Consider the following 24,862-nt stretch of genomic DNA (forward strand, 5'->3'; position numbering starts at 1 on the left):
TTCTCTTTGAACAAATCCATTTATACCCTACCTGGTTGACAGTCGATGTTTAGTTGACATACTAGTTGGTGCTGACTGACGTGATATATGCCAGTTTGGCCTGAATAACGGTCTATTTGGGGGAAGTTTTTAATTACAGAACTAATTTATACAAAGGGTTTTTATGGTGCAGTGGATTACATTAAAAAAATGGTTTGCTATTGTTTTTATAACGCTTCTATTCCATGTTCAAATAATAGTTGCTGCAGACGATCATGAAGTTGTCGATTCAGTTCCAGCTCTTGTTCATGGTGACGAAAATCAAGCAGCATCTCTTTCAAAAAATGATGATAGTAAGCAGCAGGCATCGCACGGTAAAAATTTTGAAAATTTTCTTGATCAAATAACTGGTGGCTGCGATAAGCGTCCTGTTAATGATTTTGATCTTGAAGAGCTGCAGCAAGAACTTCTTAAAATCCTTTCATCGCATTACAAGTCATTATTTGAAAAACGAAATTCAATGTTTGCATTGCTTGCGCAGGATGACCAACAAAAGATGAAAGCTGCAGAAAAAAGCTATCAAGATGTTGTTGAGAAAATTGATATTACAAACATTGTGGCAACATTGTCTACTTCTGTGCGTGATGCCGATAGCCAAGGAAGCTTTGCATTCTTTGATGAACCAAAGCATCAGCTCTTCATTGGATTGCTTGATAAATTGCAAAAAGCATTAAGCAATAGAACATTTATTCATCTTTTTAAAGGGCTTGATCAAGGTGCCGATGGTGATGTTGGGATGATGGTCTCACCAGATCAAATTTTCAATATGGCTGGCCAGTTAGGCCAACAATCAGGTTCTCTAGTAACAGAACTTTCATTGACAATGGATGAGCTCGGATTACTCATTAATTGCCTTGATGAAATTTTAACAAGTTTGGGAATCGGGCAGTCAACTGAAACTATCCAAGGATTACACGCATTTTTGTCTGCTGTTCATAAAAAACAAAGCAATCAAGTGATATCACTTGTTCTTGCTTGGATTAAAGATGATGTTAATCGAACATTAAGTTTACTGAAAGAAGCTGTTGCTCAGTTTGAAGCAGTACTCATCAAAGAACAAGATCAAAATATTAAAGAAGCTTATGATTTTTGGCTCAAAACACTCAAGCGTTTTTATCGCTCACTCTGGGTTTTTGATTCTCTGCGAGCTGACGCTTCTCTTGATGCTACTCGCTTATCGCATCATCTTTTTACCTTTGTAACCTATGGATATGATATTGCTAGAGGGTTTTTTGATCTGTACAAACTTGATCATAATGTTGGAACTTTTTCAGGACCGGTTGCAGCTGACTGGGTATTATGTTCATCACTTGCAACATGGCATTTCTTCAACATGAAATCAGATTTTTCGAATGGTCTCTTACTCCAGACTATTTTAGGAGATATGAAAGTTGATTCATTTGAAGCTCGTCAACTGCTGATGTTTAATGCCATGGTTATTCCTTGGGTTATTCCCGTACTTTTTGATCCTTCATTTTGGAATAAGAAACCGTATGGCTTAGCAAAAGTGGTGCATAAAGTTGCAACTGCATGGGTTTATTATTTAGTTGTTGATGGTCATTTATTTGGTGAAAATGCCTCTTGGTGGTCTGCTCAAGGGCCAAATGATCGACATATTCGAAAAGCATTGTGGCTTGCTTTAGATGAAGGAACTACCTATTTGTCACGTGTTATTCAGCAAAAAATTGCATATAATACCAATCCAATAGTTCTTGAAAAAGCTCGTAATTACTCAATGGGGATTATCAGGCCAGCTATGGTTGGCTATCTTGTCAAAGCAATAGTTCCGCTCGTTCTTTTAAAAGATACAAATTTAGGTTTGCCAGAAATTCCAGGTTTGGACAATATTGTGCAATTTAATCGTGAAGATATTTATGGTAAAAAATTCATGAATAATCTTTTTCAAGATTGTAATGCTCGGGGTCTTTATGGAGCCTATGATGTATATCAAGATGATTATGAGCGTATGAGAATGACTGATAGACGCTCTGTCCACATTGCTTCTCCAGGAGCAGATCAAATAGCGCAGGACTATCAGCAAGTTTATGGAATTAATGTCGATGAATATTATTTAGCAGCTCTTGCGACGTCATATGTGGGAGATAGTATTGGAGGATTTTGGGGAAGAAAGTTCGCTCAGAGCTATAAATCACAGCTTTATACTGCTGCCGAAAAAGCATTAGGCGCTTTGGGCCTTGGGCTTGAGACAATCGGTTTGATGTCGCATGAGCAAGTCGAATCGATTAAAGAAATTAAACAAGATGTCGTGAGTGAATTTGATCATGAAATTATTTTGCTCAAATTTATTTTGAAATCTGTATTTGAAGCGAATTCATCATTTAGAAACGTGATTATTCCGCTGCTGATTAACCGTGGATACCTTGAAGAAGGTGAGACAAATCCTATTGAAATCAACCGAGTGATTGTTTATTTTGCGGTTGATTTTTTAGCACAATCAAAGTTCTTAAATTATGTTGATGCAGCAAAAATTGCTCGTCAATTTGACTTGAATCCTCAAGCAATCGAAAAGGTTATTGACGCAATTATTGATGGTGTGCTTGGTAGCTTAGTTGGGACAGCTGGAGAATTTGCTGGCAGTATGGTCGGTAAGCAAGCTGCTTGGTTGTTATTCAAATATTGTGGACCGTATGCTCAACCAGCTCGAGCTTAGAGTTTAAGATTTAATTCTTATAAGTTATGAAAAAAGCCTGGAAAGAAAATACCAGGCTTTTTTCATAAAAAAATATTTAAATTCGATAAATAAGGATTGATTATTTTACAGACACAAGGGTGATGTCAAGTTCTTTTGCTCGAGCGATAAAAGTTTCAAGGTTTGCGATAAGCGTGTGCGATGAGCTCCAGGCGATAGCCGTAATTTCGCCCTTTTGAATAGAAGCAAGTGATGCAGGTCCTAAGGTTGGAAGATCAAACTTTTTATTTTGGTCAGATCGCGCCGCTTTGCACACTATAACCCCACCGCCTCCAAGCTGGATTCCTCGTCTGATGCAGGCATCAGTTCCTTCAATTGCCTCAACGGCAATAACCATTTTGTCTTTAATGACGACTGTTTGACCAATATCCGCATGAGCAATAGCGGTAGCCGTTTCGATTCCCATTTGAATACTTTGTTCTAACTCAGGGGTGAGCTTTCCGGTAAGAATACCGGGTGGTACAAGCAAACTTTTAAGCACATCATCTTGCTTGATAACCTCAATACCCTGTTGATGCAGAACATCAAGCAGTTTTTCCATAATTGCTTTGTCACTCTTGTAGATCAACGAGGTGAGCAATTTGATTGCAAGCCAGTCGAATTTAAGATGCTTGAGCAGGTTGCTCTTATCAACCTTGCCAATAAATAAAAGATGAGATGTTTTTTTTTGTTGAAGGAGCGCAAGAATTTTTCCAGGTCTGTAGCATTCTTGCGCTATAATTTCAGCTCGATTTTGAATAACTTCTTGAAGCCCTGCAAGGTTCTGTTCAGGAAACAAGCAGACAACAAAAAAGGGACGTTGGTCGCGTAAGAGATTTTTACATGCTTCCAGCGGAAGATCGCCAGTTCCTGCAATAATCGCAATCATCGAACTCCCAACAACCTTTCAATGTCGAATGTAATTTTTAATGCGCAAAGATCTTGTTCAGGATTAATTAAGTTATTTCCCGTGACGATCGATGCAACAAAATGCTCAACTTCTTGTTTGAGTGGATTGTCTCTATAAACAAAAAGATGCTCAATACTGCTTTCTTGTTTGTATTTTAATTGATCTGATCCCACTTGAACACTGCTGCTTGCATGGCGATGAATGGCAATGTCTTGTGTTGTAAAATCAAGTTTGATGTATTCATTTTTTTGATGCATCGACATGGTTCGTTTTTTAACTTGCGATGCACGGCTTGAAACAACGTGAGCAGTTGTCCCATTAGCAAAGTTCAGTTGGACACTTGCAACATCGCATGATGAAGAATATACCTTATTTCCATGAGCACTGATGGAAGTAACAGGAGAATCGATTAAATTTAAAATGATATCAAGGTCATGAATCATCAAATCTAAAACAACGCTGTCACCCTGTACTCGGGGAGAGAAGGGGCCCATTCGATGACTTTCGATAACAAATGGTTTATCGATAATTTTTTTGAGCTCTTGAACAGCACCATTAAAGCGTTCTATGTGGCCAACATGGAGTGCGCGATTATTTTTTTTTGCAATTTCAAAAAGTTCTTCAGCTTCATAAAGGTGCTTAGTAAGGGGTTTTTCAAGCAAAACATGCTTGCCGCGTTCAAGGCAGTCTTTTGCGATTGCGTAGTGATATTCAGTTGGAACCGCAATAATGACGCCATCAACTTGATCAATCCATGTCGTATAATCATGAGATTTGATGGTTGTTTTTGTACGAATTTTTTCAAAGTTTTTTTCATCGCTATCCGCAACACCTACCAAAGTAACGTTGGGGATCTGAGTACAAACTGAAGCATGATAACCGCCCATGCGCCCTAAACCGATAATTCCTAATTTAACCATGTCTATCGCTTTTTCCTTTTAATCAGATGCTACTTTATTCTTGATGAGATGTTTCGGGTGTTTGCTCATGGAGGGCTCGCCGTGAGACCCCTCGTGTGCTGGTTTCAATAAACTGTATAAACTCTTGTACTTGTTCATCCTGCGCATAGGGTCGTAATGCAATAAGCTCTTTAATTTTGTCCAGCATAAGCTTATCTTGATAGAAAAGCTTTGCAACATACTTAAGTGCATTGATTGTATCGCGTGAAAAACCCGCTCGCTTAAGTCCAACGGTGTTGAGTCCTGAAAACTGTGCGGGTTGCCCAGAAAAAAGGCCGAACGGCGGGAGATCTTGTCGGATGCCACTGTACGGTGCAAGAGCTGCAAATTTACCAACACGGCAGAACTGATGCGTGGCAGAATTTGCCATTAAGATAGCATTTCGTTCTACGTAGGTATGACCACCAAGATTAACATTGTTAATAAGCGTGACATTATTTTCCATAATTACATCGTGGCCAACATGGCAGTAGTTCATGATATAGCAGTTATCACCAATCCGTGTTGTTCCTGTTTCGTATCGAGATGCGCCAATAGAAGCAAACTCTCGAATTTCGCAGTTTTTACCAATATGAATGGTCCCTAAGCTTTCTTTAACGCCAAGTGCTTGCGCTGGAAAGCCAAGAGCAACATAGGCATAAAGCCGAGTGCCTTCGTCAATAGTCACATTGCCGATAATGGTACAAAAAGGTCCAACTTTGACCCCCAAACCAAGCCGAGCACGCGGATCAACAAAAGCTGTAGGATGAATATATGTTTCTGTAGAATTAAAAAAGGCCTCTCCAAAAAAAGAAGAAGGCCGCTGTGTAGACAACGACATTTTAAAAGTACTCAGATTAAAAAATTAATGTGGATTTTTGGCTGGGGCGGAAGGATTCGAACCTCCGAATGGCAGGACCAAAACCTGCTGCCTTACCACTTGGCGACGCCCCAAAATACTGATTAAACCTTACTCAATTTAAAGTAATAACTTTTTGTTGAGTAGCGATTTTTGTATTATTCAATGACAAAGTTTTTATTCGTTCTCTTGCTGAGGTAAACCACCAGCAACTTTTTTGTATTCTTCGATGACACTCTCTTCAATCATCTTGCGAGTGTCTGCATTTAATGGATGTACTATATCCTTAAATGAGCCATCTTTTTTTCGACGTGAAGGCATCGAAACGAACAATCCTTTATCGCTCTGGATAATTTTCATGTCGCGGACAATGAAGCACTCGTCAAAAACCATCGTTGCATAAGCCTTGAGTTTACCTTCATTTGCTGGATAAACTTTTACTTCTGTAATTTTCATCTATGTCCTTTGTTTGCACCAGGCTGCGAACGACGAACAGACCTGCTTCGCACATTCATTGAAATCATTTATTTCAACAACGACCTAGTATGGCTACAATTTAAATGGTACTCATTTTTTTGTCAACTTTTCCTACACAAATTTATTTTTCTTTTTGAGCTGCACGAAGTTTTGCAGATCGAGAAGATGGATTTTGCATAAGTTCTTCCGGTGTCGCCGTAACAGGTTTTGGTGTTAAAATAGTGAGTTCATCGCGTCGTTCACGGAAATAATATTTAACAATACGATCTTCGAGTGAATGAAAGCTAATACAGACTACTCTTCCCTGTGGCGTAATGAGCGGAAGTGTAACCTTGAGAAACCTTTCGATGTTATCGAGTTCATGATTAACCTCTATGCGAAGTGCTTGAAACGCACGCGTCGCAGGATGCATCTTTCCTCGACGTTTAAAAAACGGAATAACCGATTCAACAAGATGCACAAGTTGTCCAGTGGTTGTAATTTTTTTCTGTTGACGAGCTGCAACAACTGCTCGGGCAAGAGCTCGTGAGCGCGTCTCTTCGCCATATTTATAAAAAATATCAGCAAGTTCTTTTTCAGAAAGTTTATTTAAAAGATCGGCCGCTGTTACATATTGATGAGCAGGAGACATGCGCATATCAAGTGGTGTGTCTGTTTGAAACGAGAAGCCCTCTTTTTCATGAATTTGAAATTGCGATGTTCCAAAGTCTGCCAGTGCTCCATCAATTGATGTGATGCCTTCTTTTTCTAAAATTCGATCCAGATGAATAAAGTTTCCCCATATTACCGTGAGCCGATCACCAAATTCTTCTTGCAGTGTGATGGCGTTTCGCTTGATAGCTTCTTTGTCCCAATCAAGGGCAATAACACGACATTCGGGCTCTTTTTCAAGAATAGCTCGTGTGTGTCCACCGCCACCAAATGTTGCATCAAGATACAATTTTCCAGGCTGAGGATTTAAATAAGTGAGCACTTCGTTAATGAGAACAGTTTTGTGGTACTGTTCTTGAGTTTGTGACGCAGGCAATTTTGCAGGGAGTGATGGTTTCATAAATAATTACTTAGCATTAATTTTGGTAAAATCTACACGTTGAATTGGTTTAATAACAAAGTCGATAAAATCTTCGGCGATGCCATATCTCTCAACGTCAACAACAACTTTTTTATTTTTTAACATCGAAAGAAGTCCGAGGTTTAACTTTCGATGCGATCCCAAGAGTTCAAAGGTCGATTCTTGAGCCAATTTATTTTCATCTTCATCAAAGATAGCCAAAAATCCACGGACATACGAGCGATCTCTGCTTTCGGTAATGGTGTCAACATCAATAATACTCACTTCATTGGGCGGAATGCTGATAACAGCGGTTTTGTCATAGCGCCAGACTTCCATGTCGTCCTTTTCGTCGATAGCTGCAAACCAAGTTCCCTTTGCTTTTTTTTGATACACAAAGCAGGTTGCTAAAATAGGTTTTCCCGTTTTATTCTCAACAGCAAAATCAAGTTCTGGAGTTCGGGTAATCTTCCGTTCTTGGTCATGAGTATTTTTTTCAGCAAAGTCGAATTCAAAGTATTCACCTTTAAATCCATAGCGTTCAATTTCAAGAGTAACTTTTTTATCATGTAAATACATCAGTTGGTCAAGATCAAGTTTATTGCGGTCGGGGAGGAGTTCATAAATAGCATCATCGGCATCTTTTTCGTTAGTAAAGACGCCAAGATATCCAAATACATGTTTCCGTGAGTAATCATCATCAATGTAATCGATATGAATTTTTTGTGTCTGGAGGTGGTCAAGTTTGTAAACAGGACTTTTATCCCAGCGCCAACGGCCAAAGTCTCGCTTCTTGATATAAGCAAAGCAGCTTGTATATACTGTCTTTCCTGTCTTGTTTTGAACATCAAAATCAAGCGATTTTATGTTTGATGCCAGAAGTGTTGTTTTTCGTTCTGTTTTTAGTTGAGATTTTTCATTCGACTTTTTCTTTTTTGGCAAGGTTGCTAACGGTGTCGCCTGAAGTGGAGTTTGCGTGCAAGGGTGTTGCGCTAGGTCAGGAGTAACTTCTTCATTGCGCTCCCATTTGCGAGCGCAACTTGCTAGTAAGAAGCAGCAGGAAAGGGCGATAAGATGCAAGTACGAAGTATACTTCATGAAGACTCCTCGTGTCATTATAGTTACCACCAGACGATTATTTGAAATTTAGCGCATTGTGATGGAAAAATATAGCAATTAGCTCATTAAAATTTCTTGTTCAATCATTCGGAGTTTTTGGGCAAGCTCTTTTTCATCTTTCATCATCCCTTCAACTTTGGTGATTGCATGAATAACGGTAGAGTGATCACGTCCGCCGATAAAACTGCCAATAGTTTGAAGCGATGAAATGGTCAATTTTTTCATTAAATAAAGGGTTATTTGTCGAACAAAAGTGATGTCCTTTTGTCGTTTTTTCGATTTAATCTCATGAATCGATACTTCATAATGTTTGGAAACAGCCTTCAATACATTTTCCAGTTGTACGCTATCTTTTCTTTTTTCATTCAAATTAAGGAGCACTCGCTTTGCCATTTCAATTGAAATAGGTTGATTCGTCAGTGTAGCAAAAGCACTTACTCGAATGAGCGCACCTTCAAGTTCTCGGATATTTGAAATTACTCGAGAAGCGATAAAGTCGGCAACTTCTGGGGGGAGGGCAATGCCGTGAGCTTCTGCTTTACGTTCTAAAATTGCAATTTTTGTTTCTAAGTCGGGAATCTGAATGTCGGCAACAAGTCCCCACTCCATACGCGATTTGAGTCGATTTTGTAATCCAGTAATCTCTTTAGGAAAGGTATCGCTTGAGAGGACAATCTGCTTTTGCTGTTCATAAAGTGCATTGAAAATGTGGAAGAAGCTCTCTTGTGTTTGCTCTTTATTCGATAAAAATTGAATATCATCAAGCATGAGAAGATCAACTTTTTGATATTTTTCTCGAAACTGAGATGAGCGTTCAAGCCTGATTGAGTGAATAAATTCATTAATGAAATGATCACATGTTTCATAGCGAATGACAAGTTGAGGGTTACGCTTCTTCGCTTCATTTCCAATGGCATGGAGCAGGTGTGTTTTACCAAGGCCAGTTCCTCCGTAAATGAAAAGCGGATTGTAAACGGCACCAGTATTTTGCGCAACTGCATGCGCGGCAGCGTGCGCAAGTGAATTGTTTGGTCCTACAACAAAGTTTTCAAAGTGGTAGTTTTCATTGATGTTTGGGGCATTAAGGTCGCGACCTTTTTTTTTAGAAACGGTAAGTGACGTTCCTGCCGATGGCTTTGAAAGAGGGTAGTTATTTTGAGTCGGTTTTTTTTCAGCATCATGAGTTGCCGTAAAATGGGTATGAGCTGCTTGAGGTAAGATGTTTGTTTGTGCAACTGATGCAGGAATAATGCTCCGAGTGGGAGTACTCGAGCTGTTGCTGATAAAAAAAAGACGGATGTTATTGCTGTGCAGGAGCCGAGCAAGATGTGTTTTGAGCAGGATGGTATAATGCTCCTGAATCCATTTGCTCACAAATTGGTTGGGAACGCGCAAAGTAACCGTTGCTGTTGTTGGATTCCATTCTTCCAGAACAACAGCTTTAAACCAAGTTTCAACAATTTGGCTTCCCGCTTCTTCTTTGATAATTTTTAAAAACTCTTCCCAAATCAGGCGCACAGCTTTACCCTCTGCTTACATATGTGTCGTGCGTTTCATGCTTGTATTGTCTGGAGATTTTGTTGATTCCAACAAGCATCCTGAAAGTATATCAGATGGAAAATGAGTTGAACATGAATTTATCATTATCCGGAAAGTCCGGCGTAGTTATATCATTAATAAGTTATTTATTACTTATTTTTTGTGGTGCGTGTGGGAAAAAAACAAATAAGCAGCTGGCCCAGACCTACTATAAATTATGCATGGTTGAATTGGGGGAAGGTTTGCTGAGTGATATTGCAGCTCGCAAAGCGCTTGATTATGTTGAAAAGGCACTTGATCTTGACCCAAAGCCGGAATATCAAGCGGTACAGGCGACAATATTATTCAAGCTCAAGCATTATAATCAGAGTATTCAATGCTTTAAAAGAGCTCTTGCAGGCATCACCTGTCCACGTATGCGTGGTGAAATTTTAAATAACATGGCCTGCATTTATGGTCAGCAGGGGAATTCCAAAAAAGCCTGTAAAGTTTGGGTAAGACTTCTCAAGTCACCACACTATCTTACTCCTGAAGTGGCGATGGTGAATATGGCCAAAATGTTTGTAGAAAAGGGAAAATACGAGCAGGCAAAAAAATATTGCGCTAAGGCGGTGACCCGTGCACCGATGTATACCGATGCTCATTTCTACCTTGCACTCCTTTCGTATTATACTCAAGACTTTGCTTTGGCTAAAAAAGAGGTCACAACAACGCTTTTTATGGAGCCTAAGCATCCAGGAGCAAAGTATTTAGAGCGAATGCTGGCTGCCAGTTAAACTAATTCACCCTCTTTGATTCTGAATCTCACCCTCAGAATATCCAATATATTGCCAAAAAGGCATTCCCCCCCGTACAATAAATAATGACAGATTGAAATATATCATAAGTTGATGAGGGGGGAGAATTATGAAGATGTACAAAATCATGAGCTTGATGCTCGGGGGTATTATCTTAGGAATGAGTACAAGTAGGGCGCATGTTGAGCCAAAGAAGATGCTTTTTTATGCGAACAAAAAACAGCATCAGGCTTCTGGAGTTGCGCAACAGGGCAAGAAAAATATTGTGAGTTATGAGTCACGAGAGAATGGAAATCCGAGTAAAGTTGTCAGTATTCAAGGTTTACCAGCCTTTAAGCAGATTGTGTTGCTCCATTCTTTTACGAAGCCTGTTATTGTTAAAGTGCATGCAATCGCAAGCGTAGAATCTCAAAAAGTGAAGCCTCACTTTCAGGATGTGGCAGATTCGCTCGGGCAAAAGGTATCCTGCATCGCTATGAACCTTTTGGAAGGTGGGGAGCAGAATAAAGCGATTGTTGCTCATCTTCTTTCAAAATGTGGTGTTCACCGGGTTGATTTACCGCTTTTTTTGTTTTTCAAAAATGGGCAGCTTCAGCTTCCGGTGCGTCAGGGATTTCACAACAAAGAGAATCTGACTTCACTTATCCAAAAAGAATTTTTCAATACCGATAAAAAGAGTGCTGCAGGGTTGCAAAATAATTCCCCTAATGCCGCTTTATGCGGTCAGCAAGGAGTACATTTGGTCAGGAAGCAAGCGAAAAATTATAATATTTCACCAGAAAAACGCTTATCTGAAAATGATTTTGCGTGCGATTTAACCTCGACATCAAACAATAAGCCCTTAGGGCAGCTTATTTCCAAGTAATTATCGCCTAAAAATTCTTTGGGATCGATATTTTTCGTAATATTGTTTGTAAGACGTCGACATGGAGGGCGTTTTACAAACAATAGAATCATTGTATACTGAAAAAATAACAAAGCTTCAAAAGAGCCGAGTTAGGATCTCAAAAAACAGTCAGATTAAAACATAAAGAGATGCATAACCAAGCCGCAGCATTAAATAGGGATGCGGTAAGGTGGGGGGACAAACGATATGCTATCACATGGATTTTATCGACTTGTAATCGCTTGTGCTGCAAAGCACGCCTTGTCCAAATAATATAACTTAGACTGATTAAATTAAAAATTAAATACCATTATGAAATGGTATCATGTCGCGCTGTTTATAGTTGAATGTTTGGTTATTCATGGCGGAGGAAAACGACAGTGAATCCCAGCGATGTTACGAAATAGGAAGTGTATGAAAATTACAGCTATTTCAAGGCAGCGGGAAATGGATGGTTATTAGAATTGAATCGTAAAGTATCGTTAGTTTGTCTTTCATTATGGAGGTTTATATTATGAAGACATTTAAACATTTTGTTAACGGGCTTGTGCTCGTCGCAGTATTGGCTGGTAATGCAATGGCAGTTACTCCTGAACAATTGAGAACGATGGCTAATCGTGGGAAGTTAGTTGCCGGTGAGAAAACACTTCTTATTGAAGGTGGTTTTGCCGCTATTGCTAAGATGTTTGCTAATAATGGTGCACCACTAAAAGGTAAAACAGAAGCAGCTCGGCTTGCTCTTAATCAAGCAGCTCTTGTAGCAGAAGCTCAATTGAGAGAACAAGCGGATCTTGAGCGCATGGCAGCTAATCAAGCTGAGTTAGAGCGTGAAAGAGCTATGGCTTTGGCGGTTACAACACCAATGGTGGAAGAAGAAGTACTTGATGATGAAGAAGAAGTAGCTCTTAATCAGGCAGCTCTTGTTGCAGAATATCAACAGAGAGAACAAGCGGATCTTGAGCGCATGGCAGCTAATCAAGCTGAGTTAGAGCGTCAAAGAGCTATGACTTTGGTAGTGCGTGGACCAATTCCAATGCAAGAAGACGTTCAAGATTTGATGGATGAAGAGAATGATTCTGATTATGTTACTTCAGATGATGAAGATTCAGTTGTTGATAGCAATAAGCCATTAACACGACTAGCATTGAGCATTGCTCAAAAAATGGATCATGCAGATGCTGGTCCACAAAACGTAACTGTAGATGGGAAATCATATTCGGCAACATTAATTGCTGCAACTCCTGTAGCTGCACTAGCTACCTTTTTTGCTAACAACATCTGTACTATGGTTACACATGGTCAAAGTGCTGGCCCAGTTGCAGTGGCTATTGGCGTCGGATTGAGTGTAGTTTTTGTTGCTCATAAGGTTACCAGCTTTGCTTGCAGCAAATTGAGTGTTGATCGTAAGCGTAAAGGTGAGTTTGAAAATACACCAAATAAGCTACCAAAACTTCTTCCAGAATTTGAATATGGTAGTGACTATGAGGAGCCATCACGTTCTATCGACTCAGAGATAGAAGAATCAGATTCAGAATCAAATTCAGAATCAGAATCAGATTCAGATTCAGATTCAGATTCAGATGATGATATGAATCCAGTGCTCGACAACCAAGATAGCGATTAATCAATAAATAAAACATCCGGACTAGCACGATTTTTTTGATGTTACTCAAAAGAGCAGAGGCCTAAAAACCTCTGCTCTTTTTCATTTGAGCATCTTAAAAAAGTTAAAAACTTCAAAAAATAAAAATAACTTTCTTTGCTTCTTTCCTGAGGTATAGTAAAACGATATGCAAGGAGTGTGGAGATGAGTAAAGGAGTAAGGATAGTTATGAACTTTTTTAAGATAACCGGTGTTGCGTCGTTACTACTGGCGATGATAAGCTGTGGGCAAACGGCAAAGTTTAAAGGCATTACAACTCAGAAGGGACTTTTACGTATGCTACAGACCGATATTGTTCACCCAAAAGAGCTTTCAGCTCTTTTTCCTCAAACGGTTGATCAGATTAATAATAATGCTCAGTGGGTTACTGAGCAGACTACGCAAGAGCTTCAGAATATTTTTAAAATTCCCGATGATCAGCGTACTTTTGCAAATACCATTAAAGCATTTGATGCAACAGCGGCACAATTTTCCGTTGTTGCTGATGTGTTGAGCATTCTTGAAATGATCAGCCCTGATCAAACTATTCGTGACGCATGTCGAGCACAGGTTGTTAAACTCAGAGAATTTGCGGTTGATACTTTTGCAAGCAAAACGGTGTACAACGCATTCAAAAATTATGTTGAACAAAAGTCATTACAAGAAACGCTGAGCTCAGAAGCACAGTATTTTTTAGATGAATCGATGAAAAGCTTTGCTCGTCAAGGCCTGAGCTTGCCCGACGACGAATATCTACAAGTTCAGAATTTGAAAAAAGAGCTTTCTAAGCTCTCAATTCAATTTGATACCAATATTGCCATCGATAAAAGTTTTATCATGGCAAAAAAAGAGGAACTTGAAGGAGTCGATGAAAACCTGTTCGCTTCTCTTGAAAAAGATGAACAAGAAAATTACAAGCTCGGATGCGACTATCCAACTTTTTTTGAGGTGATGGATAACTGTCATAACAGCGAAACGCGTAAGAAATTTTCACGCAAATTTAATCAACGTGCGTATCCTCAAAATTACGCGTTATTACAATCAATCATGAAACTGCGTCATCAACTTGCGCTTAAGCTTGGCTTTGAAAGCTATGCAGCACTTGATGTTGAGTCAGAGATGGTGAAAACTCCCGAGCGTGCTTACGACTTTTTGCAAAAACTCATTACAAAATGCCAAGTAAAGGTTGATCAAGAGGTGCAAGATCTCATGAGAGAGTTGCCTGAGGGTATAGAGCTCAATGATGAGGGCAAATTTAATCCTTGGGATTTTTCTTACGTTAAAGAAAGTTTTAAGAAAAAACACCTCGATATTGATGAGCGCAAAATTGCTGAATATTTTACCGTTGAGAAAACGATTGATGGCATTTTTGAAATTTACCAAAACTTCTTGGGCCTCAAATTTACCATGGTCCAGCCAGAGTGGGTTTGGAGCCCTGACGTTAAACTGATTCAAGTAAACGAACGTGATGGCGGTTGCTTACGAGGATTTATTTTTCTAGATCTCTTTCCTCGGGCTAATAAATATTCTCATGCTTGTCATGCAGGTATTATTTCAACCATCAAGCGTATCGACTCGACAACGGGCAAGCAGACCATTAAGCCATCAGTGGCCGTCGTGATTGCAAACTTTCCAAAGCCGGTTAATGGACGTCCAGCATTACTCAAATTTTCTGATGTTGAAACATTTTTTCATGAGTTTGGCCACGGAATGCATGCGCTTCTTGGTTCAACCGAATTGACTGCAAATGCGGGCACGGCAGTTAAAACAGACTTTGTTGAGATGCCATCGCAAATGTTTGAAAATTGGCTGTATGAAAAAGAGGTTTTACAACCACTTTCTAGCCATTATCAATCTGGTGAGCAGCTTCCAGTAGAATTAATTGATAAAATGATTGCACTTAAAAAATTTGATTCAGGTAGCTTTGTAACACGTCAATGTTTATTAAGCCTTATTTCACTGCAGCTGTTTGATAAAAATCCAGAACAGGATATTGATCAAACCGTGCAGGCGATTAATAAGCGCTACATCAAGCATGTGAGCTTTGACCCTGAGGCCCATTTTTGTGCAGCTTTTGGTCATTTAACCAACTATGGTGCAAAATATTACAGTTACATGTGGTCAAAGGTTTTTGCGATTGACGTCTTTTATCATATCAAAAAACTTGGTGGTCTTGATAATCCAGAAGTGGGAGAGCGCTTTGTTCAGCTTGTGCTTGGACGAGGAGGAAGTGTCGATCCGGATATTATGCTCAAAGAATATTTAGGGCGGGCACCATCGCAAGAGGCCTTTATTCAGGACCTTGGTATTCACGAATCATAAACATCATAACTATTCTATAAAATACGAGAAGAGGCGCGATTCAAACCGCGCCTCTTCTCGTAAGGTCTATGTATCAAAAACAAGTGCTTTTTGCCGTTACATGAGCATTATTTGCAAGATTTATTTTTCTTATCCTTCTTAGCTTTTTTTTCTTTTTTAGGTTTACGAACTTTTTCTTTCTTGGTTTTACAAGAAGTGCCTTTTTTCTTGCAGCAGCTAGGAAGTGCAACTGCACTGAATAAAGTGAGTGCAACTAAGAGCGCTTTGAAACTTTTCATAAAATCTCCTTTTTAATAAAAAATAACGAACGTATTTATATTTTCAGCCTAGTCTAGTCAGGTCTCTAAAAGATAGGCAATACATTTGTATCAAATGTTTGTACTGATCTTTTGAATAACCGTATCTGAAACCTTTTTCTCTTCTACTTTGATGCGTTCAAAGAAATTTTTGTAGTCCAGTGACTTTAGAATTGTTTCGACGACTCCGCCATTACCAACCACATACACTTCAGGTAATACCAGCTGAATTCCTGCATTGGTTATATAGTCACCCGGAGCAACAACAATATTTTTTGGCTTGGTGAGTAAAACGAGTGTTAATGGATTAATTTTGTTATTTTCGGGTATTTTTTCTTCTTTAATGCTCCAATAAACCTGTCCTTCGTTCTCTTGCTTTTTTTCAAAAACATAGAGTTGAACTGGGGCTTCTTGTGGAGCATATTCGCGGTGTGAAACGGTGTTATCGCGAACTTTAATAAGCCTGATTTCGCTTGTAACTGCAAGATAAATTTTGGGGGCTGAGTGGCGTAGGGGGAAGGAGATAATACCATTGAGGTCCGAATAAGTTATATAACCAGCATATATTGCCATAAAGCCTCCCAGTGCGGGCTTGAAGTAGGCGGTATATTGCCCCTTGATCATTTTACGCGAGAGCTTACTTGGTGGTTTTTGTTCAAAGTTGGCAAATGAATTCAAAATATTTTGAGCATCAGCCTGTTTAGCTGCTTGGTCAATAATATCTTCCGGTGCATGGCGAAGTGTCAAAACAATCCGAGTATCGGCCTTGAGTGAAGAAATGGCCACAAAGAGAAAAATAAAGCCGTATATTTTTTTATTTATTTTCATACAAGATTCTTTCCCAAAAAGAGTCATCGACGTTTTATTTTCTTTTGTGAACATCTATACTTATACCTTTACCATAACCAAACAGAGAAAAGCTATACCTTGGCAGCATTTGTAATTCATATAAGGAAAAATGATGAGTGTTAAACAAAAACCACCAGAAAGAATTTGGGATAACTTTCGACGAGATGAAAAGCTTACGCAAGAACAAACCAATATGTTTGAACGGTATGCAGAATTTTTGCTTCAAACAAATGAAGACTATAACTTAACGGCAATCAAAGATTTGGCTGGTGTTGTTCGACAACATTTTCAGGATTCATTTGCGTTACGGAATGCCATTGATCTGAATACCGTTACCACTATTGCCGACGTTGGAACTGGTGCCGGGTTTCCAGCAATTCCGCTCAAAATTCTTTATCCACACTTGAAGGTTAAACTGATTGAAGTAACCAAAAAGAAGCAGCAATTTCTCGCTCAAGTTGTTGAAATGTTTGGACTTGAAGATGTTGAAATTGTTGATTGTGAATGGCGTACTTTTTTGAGAAACACCGAATTTGATATTGATTTATTTGTAACGCGTGCAGCCCTTGATGATATGGAACTGATCAGAATGTTTCAGCCTTCATGCCGCTACAAAAATGCAATACTTGTTTACTGGGCGGCAGATACCTGGATTCCGAATAAGAAGTCGGTTCCTTTTGTTCAGAAAAAAGTTTCATATAAACTTGCTCGAAGAGAGCGGTTTCTTGTTTTTATGAAGCTTCCTATTGTAAAAAACGTATAAAGATTTTATTTAGAAAATCTTCTTTAATTAAATAAGAGCAAAACTCTTGCAAGAGCCAGGTGCAATTTTGTACACTGGCTCATATAATTTAATCATTAATAGAAAATATAATTTTTGCAATAGAGGACCGAAATAAATTTAGTGTCTAATAAGGAGGTAGGCATGAGCGTTCTGCGCATGCTCATAAGCATAGTCTTTTATTGTGGTTTAATGACTTCTGTCTACGGGATGCAAAAACCTGAGGATGAACAAGAGCTTTTGTTTCATGAATCTGACTATGATTTTGATTATATTTTGGATCGGTTAGGATTTCAAAAAGAAAAAGCAGTTTATTGTAATATTGGTATGCCAGGAATTGATGGCCAGAATCCGCTGCAACGGGCTGTCATGTGGGGAGATGTTGATGCAACAAAGCAACTTGTTGGACATCCTGCTTTTGCATTAAATCGCGAACGACGTTGTTGGTGCATTCATAGGGCAATGCTCAATCAGGCAGTTTTTGCTCGAGATGTTAAACGTGTTGAAGAGTTGAGAAAGTCTCCCGTCCTTTGCTTAAATGAAAAAGAGCGACATGCGGTTTTGATACGGGTAATATTTTTTTCAGCACTTTTAAGCCTTGGGTTTCCCGAAAAATCACGCGTTTTTTTTGATATTAATGCAAGTGACCATGAAACAGGCGATTGTCCATTATTTCGAGCTATACTTCGTAATGATTTTGAAATTATACAAGCCCTATTAACCTTTGATGATCTCAATCTGAATCGCAGTGATAAGTATGGTACAACCGCTTTAATTCACGCAATTATTTATAAGTTAGATGACGTTCTTAAGCTTCTTATTCATGATGATCGGCCTCGAATACTGAATGGGTACTATTTAGATATTAATTGTGCTGATTGTTTTGGGCTGACGCCACTTATGTGGGCAATTAAGGTAAATAATGAGCTTGCAATAGATTGGTTGTGTGCGGATCGTCGACTTGATCCCCAGCGAATTGATAATAAGGGCAGATCTGCGCTTGATTGGGCACGCAAGGCAGAGAATCATTATGCTTTTGAAAAAATTAACGCATTAATCCCAAAGGTAATGCAGCGCACGGCGCGTTCATCAGGAAGTCAAACATTACGCACTTCAATACCAAGCCCGCCACAATATGAAACTCCTTATTCACCACGATCACTTGCAGAAGTTGTTCTCCAGTCTCCACGGCTTTCAATTATGATGCCATCACTTTCTTTACCTCAGCTACCATCGCCTTAGACCGAATCGAGTGAGCGTTTTCAATCGCCACGTGATGCTGAGTAGTTACGGTACGTTCACGTTTTTTATTGAACAAAGATATTTCTTTTTAACCTATTTTAGTTGTATACATCAAGATGGTTGAATAATTGCTCAGTTATTTGTCAGAGCAAGGGGGAAGCGTGAAGGTCTTCTGGGTTAGTATTATTTATCAATGTATGAGTCTCTTTATCTGTCAATTCGCTTATGGGATGATGGAGGAGGGCGTTGATTATTTTGTGTGCCCCGAACGAGGGGTGAGTCAAACTTTTTTGCATGATTCTGAATTCGAAGAGCTCTACCAGTGTATTATATCTAACGATTTGAATGAATTTACTCGGCTTATTTGTGCAAAAACGATAAAAAATCGAAAAGAAGTTTTTGTTATCGATATCAATAAGCGTATTACTGGTGTTGGTGGTGAAACATTTTTGATTTATATCGTTACCGAAGGGCGTTCTTACTTTGTAGAAGCCTTGCTAAAAAATCGACCAGATCTTGATATTAATGCTCAAAATTCAAGCGGAAATACCGCATTGCACAGGGCTGTTCTTAATCAAGATTGTTATTTGACCGAGCTGCTCATCCTGGATGATCGGATTGATGTAGGTATAAAAAATAATAAAAATCATACTGCGCGTTACTATGCCAAAAAGAATAAAATGCTCAAAGGTATTTTTAAACAGAATGCTGGCTGCTCTTGTATTATCGCATGAGACTTGATTAGACTGTCAGTCTGTGTATTGATTGGTGACAAGAAAGGATAAGTCGTGTTTAAGAGAATAATGATTACATTTTGTTTTGGTATTGCTTATGTGCAGGGGGTTCGTGCAATGGATTCAGGAGATCCTCATGAGCTTCAAGCAGTTCCTGAAGAACAAGTTATTCATTCAAAAGCTAAGGCAAGGAGTCTTCGTTTGTCAGAGCGAGCACTGCGAGCAGTGAGAGAAGTAAATGAATTAGAACGAGCAAATAGTGCACGCAATAAATCTTTGTCGTCTTTAGTCCCGTTAGTAAGCACTGAGTCCGGCCCCTTTGTTCCACAGTCTCCACGTTCTGTTCGGTCACCTCGGAAAGCTCCTCATCAAGCTCCAGATTCACCAACAACGCAGCTTATGTGTGGTGTCCTTGAGCGCAATTTTGCAGCCGTGCATGCGTTACTTAGTCCTCTTGATATAAATCGGCAGTATGCTCAATATAATGGAGACACATGTTTACATATTGCCTGTAAAGAAGGGGAATCAAGAATTGTTGAGCAGCTTCTTAAAACTTCTGATATCAATGTGAACCTGAAAAACTTTAATGGAGATACACCTTTGCATCTTGCAGCACGTGGGGGGCACTGCGAAATTGTGAGCATGCTTCTTTGGTTCCCAAGTATAATACCAAATATAATGAATGAAGTTGGTGATACTCCTTTACATGATGCAGCAAAAGCCTCTAAGGAAGAGTCTCTTCAGGCCCTGTTATTGTCTTTAAACGTTGATCTAAAAAGCAGAAATCATGCTGGTCATTCATATAAATTTTATATAAAGAGAGATGAAAAAATTAAAAGCTTGATGCGTGAAACACTCAAGATACGAGAAAAAATGGTTGCAGAGCAAGGCGGTATTACAAGTTCAAGCAGTTCTTCAAGCTCTTCGTTTCATTAAGCAACATTTTCAATTAAAATTTTGTTATGTGAAAAATTGTACATGTTTTCTTGTTTGGAAAACTTCGCTACTTGTTATCTTTGAACTCTTGGATAAACTGAGCCCGGTTAGCATATTATTCTCTTTTTACATGGTGAATTATGACAAAGCTGGGCTTTCTGTTTTTTATCTGTTGCCTGTTATCGTGCTTTACTGAATATGTTTTTTCTATGGAAGTATTATTGTCCAAGGATGCCTTAGGAGAGAAGCTTGTATATCAAGCCCTTTTAGGAGATCTAGAAATTGTAAGATCATTGATTAACGATAATCGTGATCTTATCAACTATCAAGCACAAATAGATGGGTTTACTCCGCTTATAGCTGCTGCCTGGAATAGACAGGTTGACGTTGTTGTTTATCTGGTTGCAGAGCAAGCTGATGTAAATATTCAAGATTTGAATGGTAGAACGGCATTGCACCATGCAGCACAAAAAAATTTTTGGGAAATTATTGGTCGGCTATTTGTTCGAAACGACATTCTTGTAAACAAAAAAGATATACATGGTAATACACCGGCTCATTTAGCTGCAAAAGCAGATCAAGAAGTTTGCGCACATTTAATTATCACTCACCAAGATTTTAAAAACAAAAGAGATGCTCAAAAGCAAAAATTTTATTCCTGCTTTTCAACACAAGAGTTGCAAGATAAATTTAAAGAACTCTACAATCAAATAGCACGTCATCACTAAGTAATTATCGTGTTTTTACTGGATTAAGCTGTGAGGCTAGATTTGGCTCGAAATTGTATTCATACGTTTGCTGATGCTCAGCAGTGCATTCTTCAGGAACAAAATCAATGCATTTAAAGCCAAGTGATTTTAATCCAGCATCATATGCAATGATTTCTTTATGAGAAACGCAGATCATAGAATTAATGTAAGGGAATGTCGTTTGAATGTGCGTAAGCATCCCCTTGAATAACAGTGCAAGGTTTTGGTGATCATCAAAATTTCTTGCATTAAAATGACGAATACGAATGACCGGTTTACCATTGATCTCAGATAGAAAAAAGAAAATTGATCCGAGAAGATTATTAGTTTGGTTTTGTGCGACAACTAGGTACATTGCTTTATTTTCAAAAGATGTGCGTGTTTTTGAAAATGAGCTTCGTAGCGTTTCTTGAAAAGTTGCTTCTTTATTACCTAATGTTTCTTGTGACAGATTACCTGCATATTTCATATGCATGTCAGTAAAAAGTTGCTCTTCTTGTTCAAGGATATTATTGCTATTGTGTTCATTACTGAATTTTAAACGAAAAGAAATTTCATCGGTGTGAGGTTTGGCTTCTATTTCCATTGTCCAAGCTTCTCCATACAACCCGAGCAGTAACATGCCAATCAACATAGTTAATCGTTGTGAAAAAAACATTTTATGTTCCTTCATTTTTAAAACACTATCCTCTTTAAAACATCATTTTCGTTCTTCAATGTGAATAACGGAATCATTTCGTCCTTTTTCACTGGGAAAGTGTACTGGGAAATTTTATTTAAATTCAAGTATGTGTAAAACAAAAATTTTAAGATTCAATTGCTTGCTTTTTCAGGATTATCCTTGTAATTTGGAATTATAACTTCCAAATTACAAGGATAATCTTATGAATCGGAATTATTTTTTGAAACAAATTGATTTCAATTTTGGCATCCATTCGGTCTGCGGCCTTCTGGGGCCACGTCAAGTGGGAAAAACAACGCTTGCTCGAGAATATGCCGCGCGATATCCCAATGCTTATCTTCTTGATTTGGAAAATCCCTTCGATTTAGCACGGCTTGAAAATCCAATGCTTACGCTCCAAAACATCAAAAGCGATTTGATTGTTATCGATGAGGTACAGCTGCGCCCAGACTTATTCCCCATTTTACGCGTTCTGGTTGATGAAAAACCGCGCAAGTTTTTAATTCTGGGTAGTGCATCACGAGATCTCCTTCAACAGTCTTCAGAAACGCTTGCTGGTCGCATTGGATACATTGAGCTTCCTCCCTTTTCGCTCGAAGAAGCAAGCGATCATGACAGGCTTTGGGTTCGGGGTGGTTTTCCACGCTCTTACCTTGCAAATTCTGAAAAGGAAAGTTTTGCTTGGCGGCAATCGTATATTTCAACATTCATGGAACGCGATATTCCAAACCTTGGGTTCAACGTTCCGCCACCACTCATGAAGCGCCTGTGGATGATGCTTGCGCATTATCATGGAAATATTCTCAACGCATCAGAAATTGGAAACTCGCTCGATATCTCAAATCACACGGTGCGAAGGTATTTGGACATACTTGCCGGAACATTTATGGTTCGAGAACTTCAGCCTTGGTTTGAAAACATTGGCAAGCGTCAAGTTAAGTCCCCTAAAATTTATATTCGCGATAGCGGTCTTTTGCATGCACTTCTCAACATTCCCGATTATGATGCTTTGCAGATTTATCCAAAGCTTGGTGCATCATGGGAGGGATTTGCCCTTGAAGAGATCATCAAACAACACCACGCACAAACTGACGAATGTTACTTTTGGTCAACGCAAAGTGGCGCAGAACTTGATTTACTCATTATCAAGGATGGAAAAAAGATTGGTTTTGAATTTAAATACACTGATTTTCCTAAAATAACCAAATCTATGTATATCTCGCTGCAAGACCTCGATCTTGATCATCTGTACCTTGTTTACCCACACCATGAAACATTTCCGCTTGCTGAAAAAATAACAGCACGTGGGCTTGTCAAAATCGATTGAAAAAGTTTATCGACACTCAGGATAAGTGGGGAAAATAAGTTGCTGGAGATCTATTGAAAAATTACCGATCAATAAGTGCTTCAACCGGATCAAGCTGGGACGCTTTGTAGGCTGGGTAGTAGCCAAAAAAGAGTCCAATAAAAACTGATGAACCGAGTGATAATGCCACCGATATTGAAGAAATTGAGATTGGCCACTTTAAAAGGTTGCCGACAAAGACCGATAGTGCCGTTCCTATAAATACTCCGAGTAATCCTCCAAGCAAGCAAATAGTAACCGCTTCAAGTAAAAACTGAGAAAGAATGCTGTGTGTTGTTGCGCCAAGGGCCATGCGAATGCCAATCTCTTTGGTTCGTTCCGTTACCGTTACCATCATGATATTCATAATACCGATACCGCCAACAATCAGAGAAATTGAAGCGATGATGAGCAGTAAGAGATTTAAAACAGAAGATGCTGCGTCGGTTGCTTGAGAAATATCATCTTGGGTGAATAGGGTGAAATCATCATCTTCATGTTCTTGTAAGCGGTGGCGTTGACGTAAAATTGATTTTACTTGCGCAGCAGCAGCTGAGAGTCGTTCTTTGCTTTTTGCAGACATCAAAAAAGCACCATAATTTGTTTTACCCATAACCTTACGTTGCACCGTTGTGACGGGTGCCATGATTGAGTCATCTTGGTCGCGCCCGTCGGGAGATTTTCCTTTTGGTTCGGCAATACCAACAACTTTGAAGGGGAGCCGCTTAACGCGAATTGTTTTTCCGATGGGGTCTTCATTTTTGAAAAGTTCTTTTGCTACACTGACACCAAGAATTGCAACTTTGCTGCCCGAGCGAACATCTTGTTCAGTGAAAAATTCACCCCTAATGAGTTTCCATTGGCGAATTTCAAGATAATGTTCATTGATACCGGTAAGGAGTGTCTGCCAGTTATTACCTTCGTACACCGCTTTGACGGGGGCCTGAACTCCTGGGGAAATGAGTGCAATGTCGTCGCATTCATCTTGAATAGCGCGTAGATCCTCTGGCTTGAGTGTCATAAAAACACCAGCACCGCGTATTGCAAAATGTTTGGGTTGTGTTGCAAGGACAATAATAAAATTGGTTCCTAGCTTTTCAATCTCTTTGCTTACTTTATATTTTGCTCCCTCGCCGATCGACATTACCGCAATAATTGAAACAACGCCGATAATAATACCGAGCGTTGTCAAAATAGATCGTGTTTTGTGATTACTCAGTGAGCGCATGGCGCTTTTAAAAAGTATCGATTTATTCATGTGATAGATTTTCTATGTTAGGTGCATTCTTTGCATCAACCGGCTTATCTGACTTAATATTTCCATCAATCAGTTCGATAATTCGACGTGTTTTTGCGGCGATATAAGGTTCATGAGTAACAATAATGATGGTTGTTTGTTGCTCTGTATTGAGCTTTCTGAGCATGTCCATGATGACGTCGCCAGTTTGTGAATCAAGATTTCCAGTTGGCTCATCAGCTAAAATAATACTTGGTTTGTTAATGAGTGAGCGAGCAATTGCAACGCGTTGTTGCTGACCGCCAGAAAGTTGATAAGGGTAGTGGGTCAGGCGGTTTTTAAGATCAACCATTGTTAAGAGCTCAGCCGCCCGAGTACGGGCTTCGGCTTCACCACTTCCTGCATAAAGCATAGGAAGGGCAACATTATCAAGTGCGGTTAAATCGGGTAACAGGTGAAATTTTTGAAAGACAAAACCAATTTTTTGATTTCGAATTTGAGCAAGTTCATTGCGCGTTGAGGTACTCACATTAATTCCGTCGATGAAATAATCACCTTCAGTTGGTGTATCAAGGCATCCAAGTAGATGCATCAGGGTTGATTTTCCAGAGCCGGAATATCCAGTTATTGCAACAAACTCACCCTTATCGATGGTCAACGTGATGCCCTTGAGCGCCATTAAGTCGTTTTCACCCATTCGATAAATTTTAACTAAGTTATGAGCTTCGATCGTTTTCATGTGT

23 protein-coding genes and 1 tRNA gene are annotated in these 24,862 nt (G+C 39.1%); 11 read left to right on the forward strand and 13 right to left on the reverse strand.

Features of this window, described 5'->3' with window-relative positions; translation table 11 throughout:
* Nucleotides 1–163: 163 nt before the first annotated feature.
* Entirely contained in the window at nt 164–2,710 is a 2,547-nt protein-coding gene (locus JST56_00285) for a hypothetical protein (protein MBS1987411.1), read from the forward strand.
* A gap of 100 nt (nt 2,711–2,810) precedes the next feature.
* Here the strand turns inward: JST56_00285 and lpxI are convergent, their stop codons facing one another.
* The 8 genes from lpxI to dnaA all read right to left on the reverse strand — a co-directional run bounded on the left by lpxI (nt 2,811) and on the right by dnaA (nt 9,600).
* Nucleotides 2,811–3,617 carry a UDP-2,3-diacylglucosamine diphosphatase LpxI gene (gene lpxI, locus JST56_00290; protein MBS1987412.1) on the reverse strand — a complete coding sequence of 269 codons (807 nt, stop codon included), beginning with the start codon at nt 3,615–3,617 and terminating at the stop codon, nt 2,811–2,813.
* Nucleotides 3,614–4,558: a Gfo/Idh/MocA family oxidoreductase gene (locus JST56_00295; protein MBS1987413.1), complete on the reverse strand. Its 945-nt coding sequence runs from the start codon at nt 4,556–4,558 to the stop codon at nt 3,614–3,616. Before JST56_00295 ends, lpxI begins: the two co-directional genes overlap by 4 nt.
* Before the next feature lie 34 nt (nt 4,559–4,592).
* The gene (locus tag JST56_00300; protein ID MBS1987414.1) at nt 4,593–5,417 is read right to left on the reverse strand and encodes a hypothetical protein; all 825 of its coding nucleotides are present in this window, start codon (nt 5,415–5,417) and stop codon (nt 4,593–4,595) included.
* A 38-nt stretch (nt 5,418–5,455) separates the two neighbouring features.
* Nucleotides 5,456–5,530: transfer RNA gene (locus JST56_00305), tRNA-Gln, on the reverse strand.
* A gap of 82 nt (nt 5,531–5,612) precedes the next feature.
* The gene (spoVG, locus tag JST56_00310) at nt 5,613–5,891 is read right to left on the reverse strand and encodes a septation regulator SpoVG (protein MBS1987415.1); all 279 of its coding nucleotides are present in this window, start codon (nt 5,889–5,891) and stop codon (nt 5,613–5,615) included.
* A 142-nt stretch (nt 5,892–6,033) separates the two neighbouring features.
* Nucleotides 6,034–6,963, reverse strand: a complete 930-nt coding sequence (gene rsmH, locus JST56_00315) for a 16S rRNA (cytosine(1402)-N(4))-methyltransferase RsmH (GenBank protein MBS1987416.1) — start codon at nt 6,961–6,963, stop codon at nt 6,034–6,036.
* Between the two features lie 6 nt (nt 6,964–6,969).
* The gene (locus tag JST56_00320; protein ID MBS1987417.1) at nt 6,970–8,061 is read right to left on the reverse strand and encodes a hypothetical protein; all 1,092 of its coding nucleotides are present in this window, start codon (nt 8,059–8,061) and stop codon (nt 6,970–6,972) included.
* A 78-nt stretch (nt 8,062–8,139) separates the two neighbouring features.
* The gene (dnaA, locus tag JST56_00325) at nt 8,140–9,600 is read right to left on the reverse strand and encodes a chromosomal replication initiator protein DnaA (protein ID MBS1987418.1); all 1,461 of its coding nucleotides are present in this window, start codon (nt 9,598–9,600) and stop codon (nt 8,140–8,142) included.
* A 113-nt stretch (nt 9,601–9,713) separates the two neighbouring features.
* Here dnaA and JST56_00330 point away from each other — a divergent pair, with 113 nt between their 5' ends.
* From JST56_00330 to JST56_00345, 4 genes are all read left to right on the forward strand, one after another.
* Nucleotides 9,714–10,397 (forward strand): tetratricopeptide repeat protein, encoded by a 684-nt coding sequence (locus tag JST56_00330; protein ID MBS1987419.1) that lies wholly within the window; start codon nt 9,714–9,716, stop codon nt 10,395–10,397.
* 130 nt (nt 10,398–10,527) lie between these two features.
* Complete coding sequence (locus tag JST56_00335; GenBank protein MBS1987420.1) at nt 10,528–11,283, forward strand: hypothetical protein; 756 nt, start codon at nt 10,528–10,530, stop codon at nt 11,281–11,283.
* 535 nt (nt 11,284–11,818) lie between these two features.
* A complete protein-coding gene (locus JST56_00340) occupies nt 11,819–12,928 on the forward strand; it encodes a hypothetical protein (protein MBS1987421.1) in 1,110 nt (369 codons plus the stop codon).
* A gap of 207 nt (nt 12,929–13,135) precedes the next feature.
* Nucleotides 13,136–15,268: a Zn-dependent oligopeptidase gene (locus JST56_00345; GenBank protein ID MBS1987422.1), complete on the forward strand. Its 2,133-nt coding sequence runs from the start codon at nt 13,136–13,138 to the stop codon at nt 15,266–15,268.
* Between the two features lie 107 nt (nt 15,269–15,375).
* Here the strand turns inward: JST56_00345 and JST56_00350 are convergent, their stop codons facing one another.
* Entirely contained in the window at nt 15,376–15,546 is a 171-nt protein-coding gene (locus JST56_00350) for a hypothetical protein (protein MBS1987423.1), read from the reverse strand.
* 90 nt (nt 15,547–15,636) lie between these two features.
* Nucleotides 15,637–16,392 (reverse strand): hypothetical protein, encoded by a 756-nt coding sequence (locus tag JST56_00355; protein ID MBS1987424.1) that lies wholly within the window; start codon nt 16,390–16,392, stop codon nt 15,637–15,639.
* 133 nt (nt 16,393–16,525) lie between these two features.
* On the opposite strand from JST56_00355, the gene rsmG reads away from it, so the two are divergent.
* From rsmG to JST56_00380, 5 genes are all read left to right on the forward strand, one after another.
* Nucleotides 16,526–17,176, forward strand: coding sequence for a 16S rRNA (guanine(527)-N(7))-methyltransferase RsmG (rsmG, locus tag JST56_00360; protein ID MBS1987425.1), 651 nt, complete (start codon nt 16,526–16,528; stop codon nt 17,174–17,176).
* A 162-nt stretch (nt 17,177–17,338) separates the two neighbouring features.
* Nucleotides 17,339–18,436, forward strand: coding sequence for an ankyrin repeat domain-containing protein (locus JST56_00365; protein ID MBS1987426.1), 1,098 nt, complete (start codon nt 17,339–17,341; stop codon nt 18,434–18,436).
* Between the two features lie 161 nt (nt 18,437–18,597).
* Complete coding sequence (locus tag JST56_00370; GenBank protein MBS1987427.1) at nt 18,598–19,170, forward strand: ankyrin repeat domain-containing protein; 573 nt, start codon at nt 18,598–18,600, stop codon at nt 19,168–19,170.
* A 54-nt stretch (nt 19,171–19,224) separates the two neighbouring features.
* Entirely contained in the window at nt 19,225–20,106 is an 882-nt protein-coding gene (locus tag JST56_00375) for an ankyrin repeat domain-containing protein (protein ID MBS1987428.1), read from the forward strand.
* A 209-nt stretch (nt 20,107–20,315) separates the two neighbouring features.
* Nucleotides 20,316–20,834, forward strand: coding sequence for an ankyrin repeat domain-containing protein (locus tag JST56_00380; protein MBS1987429.1), 519 nt, complete (start codon nt 20,316–20,318; stop codon nt 20,832–20,834).
* A 4-nt stretch (nt 20,835–20,838) separates the two neighbouring features.
* On the opposite strand, the gene JST56_00385 is transcribed toward JST56_00380, so the two are convergent.
* Nucleotides 20,839–21,513, reverse strand: coding sequence for a hypothetical protein (locus JST56_00385; protein ID MBS1987430.1), 675 nt, complete (start codon nt 21,511–21,513; stop codon nt 20,839–20,841).
* Nucleotides 21,514–21,739: 226 nt separating this feature from the next.
* Between JST56_00385 and JST56_00390 the strand changes: the two genes are divergently transcribed.
* Entirely contained in the window at nt 21,740–22,864 is a 1,125-nt protein-coding gene (locus JST56_00390; GenBank protein MBS1987431.1) for an ATP-binding protein, read from the forward strand.
* A gap of 61 nt (nt 22,865–22,925) precedes the next feature.
* On the opposite strand, the gene JST56_00395 is transcribed toward JST56_00390, so the two are convergent.
* A complete protein-coding gene (locus tag JST56_00395; GenBank protein MBS1987432.1) occupies nt 22,926–24,140 on the reverse strand; it encodes an ABC transporter permease in 1,215 nt (404 codons plus the stop codon).
* The gene (locus JST56_00400) at nt 24,133–24,858 is read right to left on the reverse strand and encodes an ABC transporter ATP-binding protein (GenBank protein ID MBS1987433.1); all 726 of its coding nucleotides are present in this window, start codon (nt 24,856–24,858) and stop codon (nt 24,133–24,135) included. Before JST56_00400 ends, JST56_00395 begins: the two co-directional genes overlap by 8 nt.
* Nucleotides 24,859–24,862 lie beyond the last annotated feature (4 nt).

This window comes from Candidatus Dependentiae bacterium, assembly GCA_018266175.1.
Lineage (GTDB): Bacteria > Babelota > Babeliae > Babelales > RVW-14 > JAFEAY01.

Bases quoted from the DNA above. Each gene is read 5' to 3' on its own strand.
- JST56_00400 (MBS1987433.1), bottom strand. From the start codon at position 24,858: ATGAAAACGATCGAAGCTCATAACTTAGTTAAAATTTATCGAATGGGT.
- spoVG (MBS1987415.1), bottom strand. From the start codon at position 5,891: ATGAAAATTACAGAAGTAAAAGTTTATCCAGCAAATGAAGGTAAACTC.
- lpxI (MBS1987412.1), bottom strand. From the start codon at position 3,617: ATGATTGCGATTATTGCAGGAACTGGCGATCTTCCGCTGGAAGCATGT.
- JST56_00355 (MBS1987424.1), bottom strand. From the start codon at position 16,392: ATGAAAATAAATAAAAAAATATACGGCTTTATTTTTCTCTTTGTGGCC.
- JST56_00285 (MBS1987411.1), top strand. From the start codon at position 164: ATGGTGCAGTGGATTACATTAAAAAAATGGTTTGCTATTGTTTTTATA.
- JST56_00365 (MBS1987426.1), top strand. From the start codon at position 17,339: ATGAGCGTTCTGCGCATGCTCATAAGCATAGTCTTTTATTGTGGTTTA.
- JST56_00320 (MBS1987417.1), bottom strand. From the start codon at position 8,061: ATGAAGTATACTTCGTACTTGCATCTTATCGCCCTTTCCTGCTGCTTC.
- JST56_00340 (MBS1987421.1), top strand. From the start codon at position 11,819: ATGAAGACATTTAAACATTTTGTTAACGGGCTTGTGCTCGTCGCAGTA.
- rsmH (MBS1987416.1), bottom strand. From the start codon at position 6,963: ATGAAACCATCACTCCCTGCAAAATTGCCTGCGTCACAAACTCAAGAA.
- JST56_00395 (MBS1987432.1), bottom strand. From the start codon at position 24,140: ATGAATAAATCGATACTTTTTAAAAGCGCCATGCGCTCACTGAGTAAT.
- JST56_00385 (MBS1987430.1), bottom strand. From the start codon at position 21,513: ATGTTTTTTTCACAACGATTAACTATGTTGATTGGCATGTTACTGCTC.
- rsmG (MBS1987425.1), top strand. From the start codon at position 16,526: ATGAGTGTTAAACAAAAACCACCAGAAAGAATTTGGGATAACTTTCGA.
- JST56_00345 (MBS1987422.1), top strand. From the start codon at position 13,136: ATGAACTTTTTTAAGATAACCGGTGTTGCGTCGTTACTACTGGCGATG.
- JST56_00350 (MBS1987423.1), bottom strand. From the start codon at position 15,546: ATGAAAAGTTTCAAAGCGCTCTTAGTTGCACTCACTTTATTCAGTGCA.
- JST56_00300 (MBS1987414.1), bottom strand. From the start codon at position 5,417: ATGTCGTTGTCTACACAGCGGCCTTCTTCTTTTTTTGGAGAGGCCTTT.
- JST56_00295 (MBS1987413.1), bottom strand. From the start codon at position 4,558: ATGGTTAAATTAGGAATTATCGGTTTAGGGCGCATGGGCGGTTATCAT.
- JST56_00330 (MBS1987419.1), top strand. From the start codon at position 9,714: ATGAATTTATCATTATCCGGAAAGTCCGGCGTAGTTATATCATTAATA.
- JST56_00390 (MBS1987431.1), top strand. From the start codon at position 21,740: ATGAATCGGAATTATTTTTTGAAACAAATTGATTTCAATTTTGGCATC.
- JST56_00380 (MBS1987429.1), top strand. From the start codon at position 20,316: ATGGAAGTATTATTGTCCAAGGATGCCTTAGGAGAGAAGCTTGTATAT.
- JST56_00335 (MBS1987420.1), top strand. From the start codon at position 10,528: ATGAAGATGTACAAAATCATGAGCTTGATGCTCGGGGGTATTATCTTA.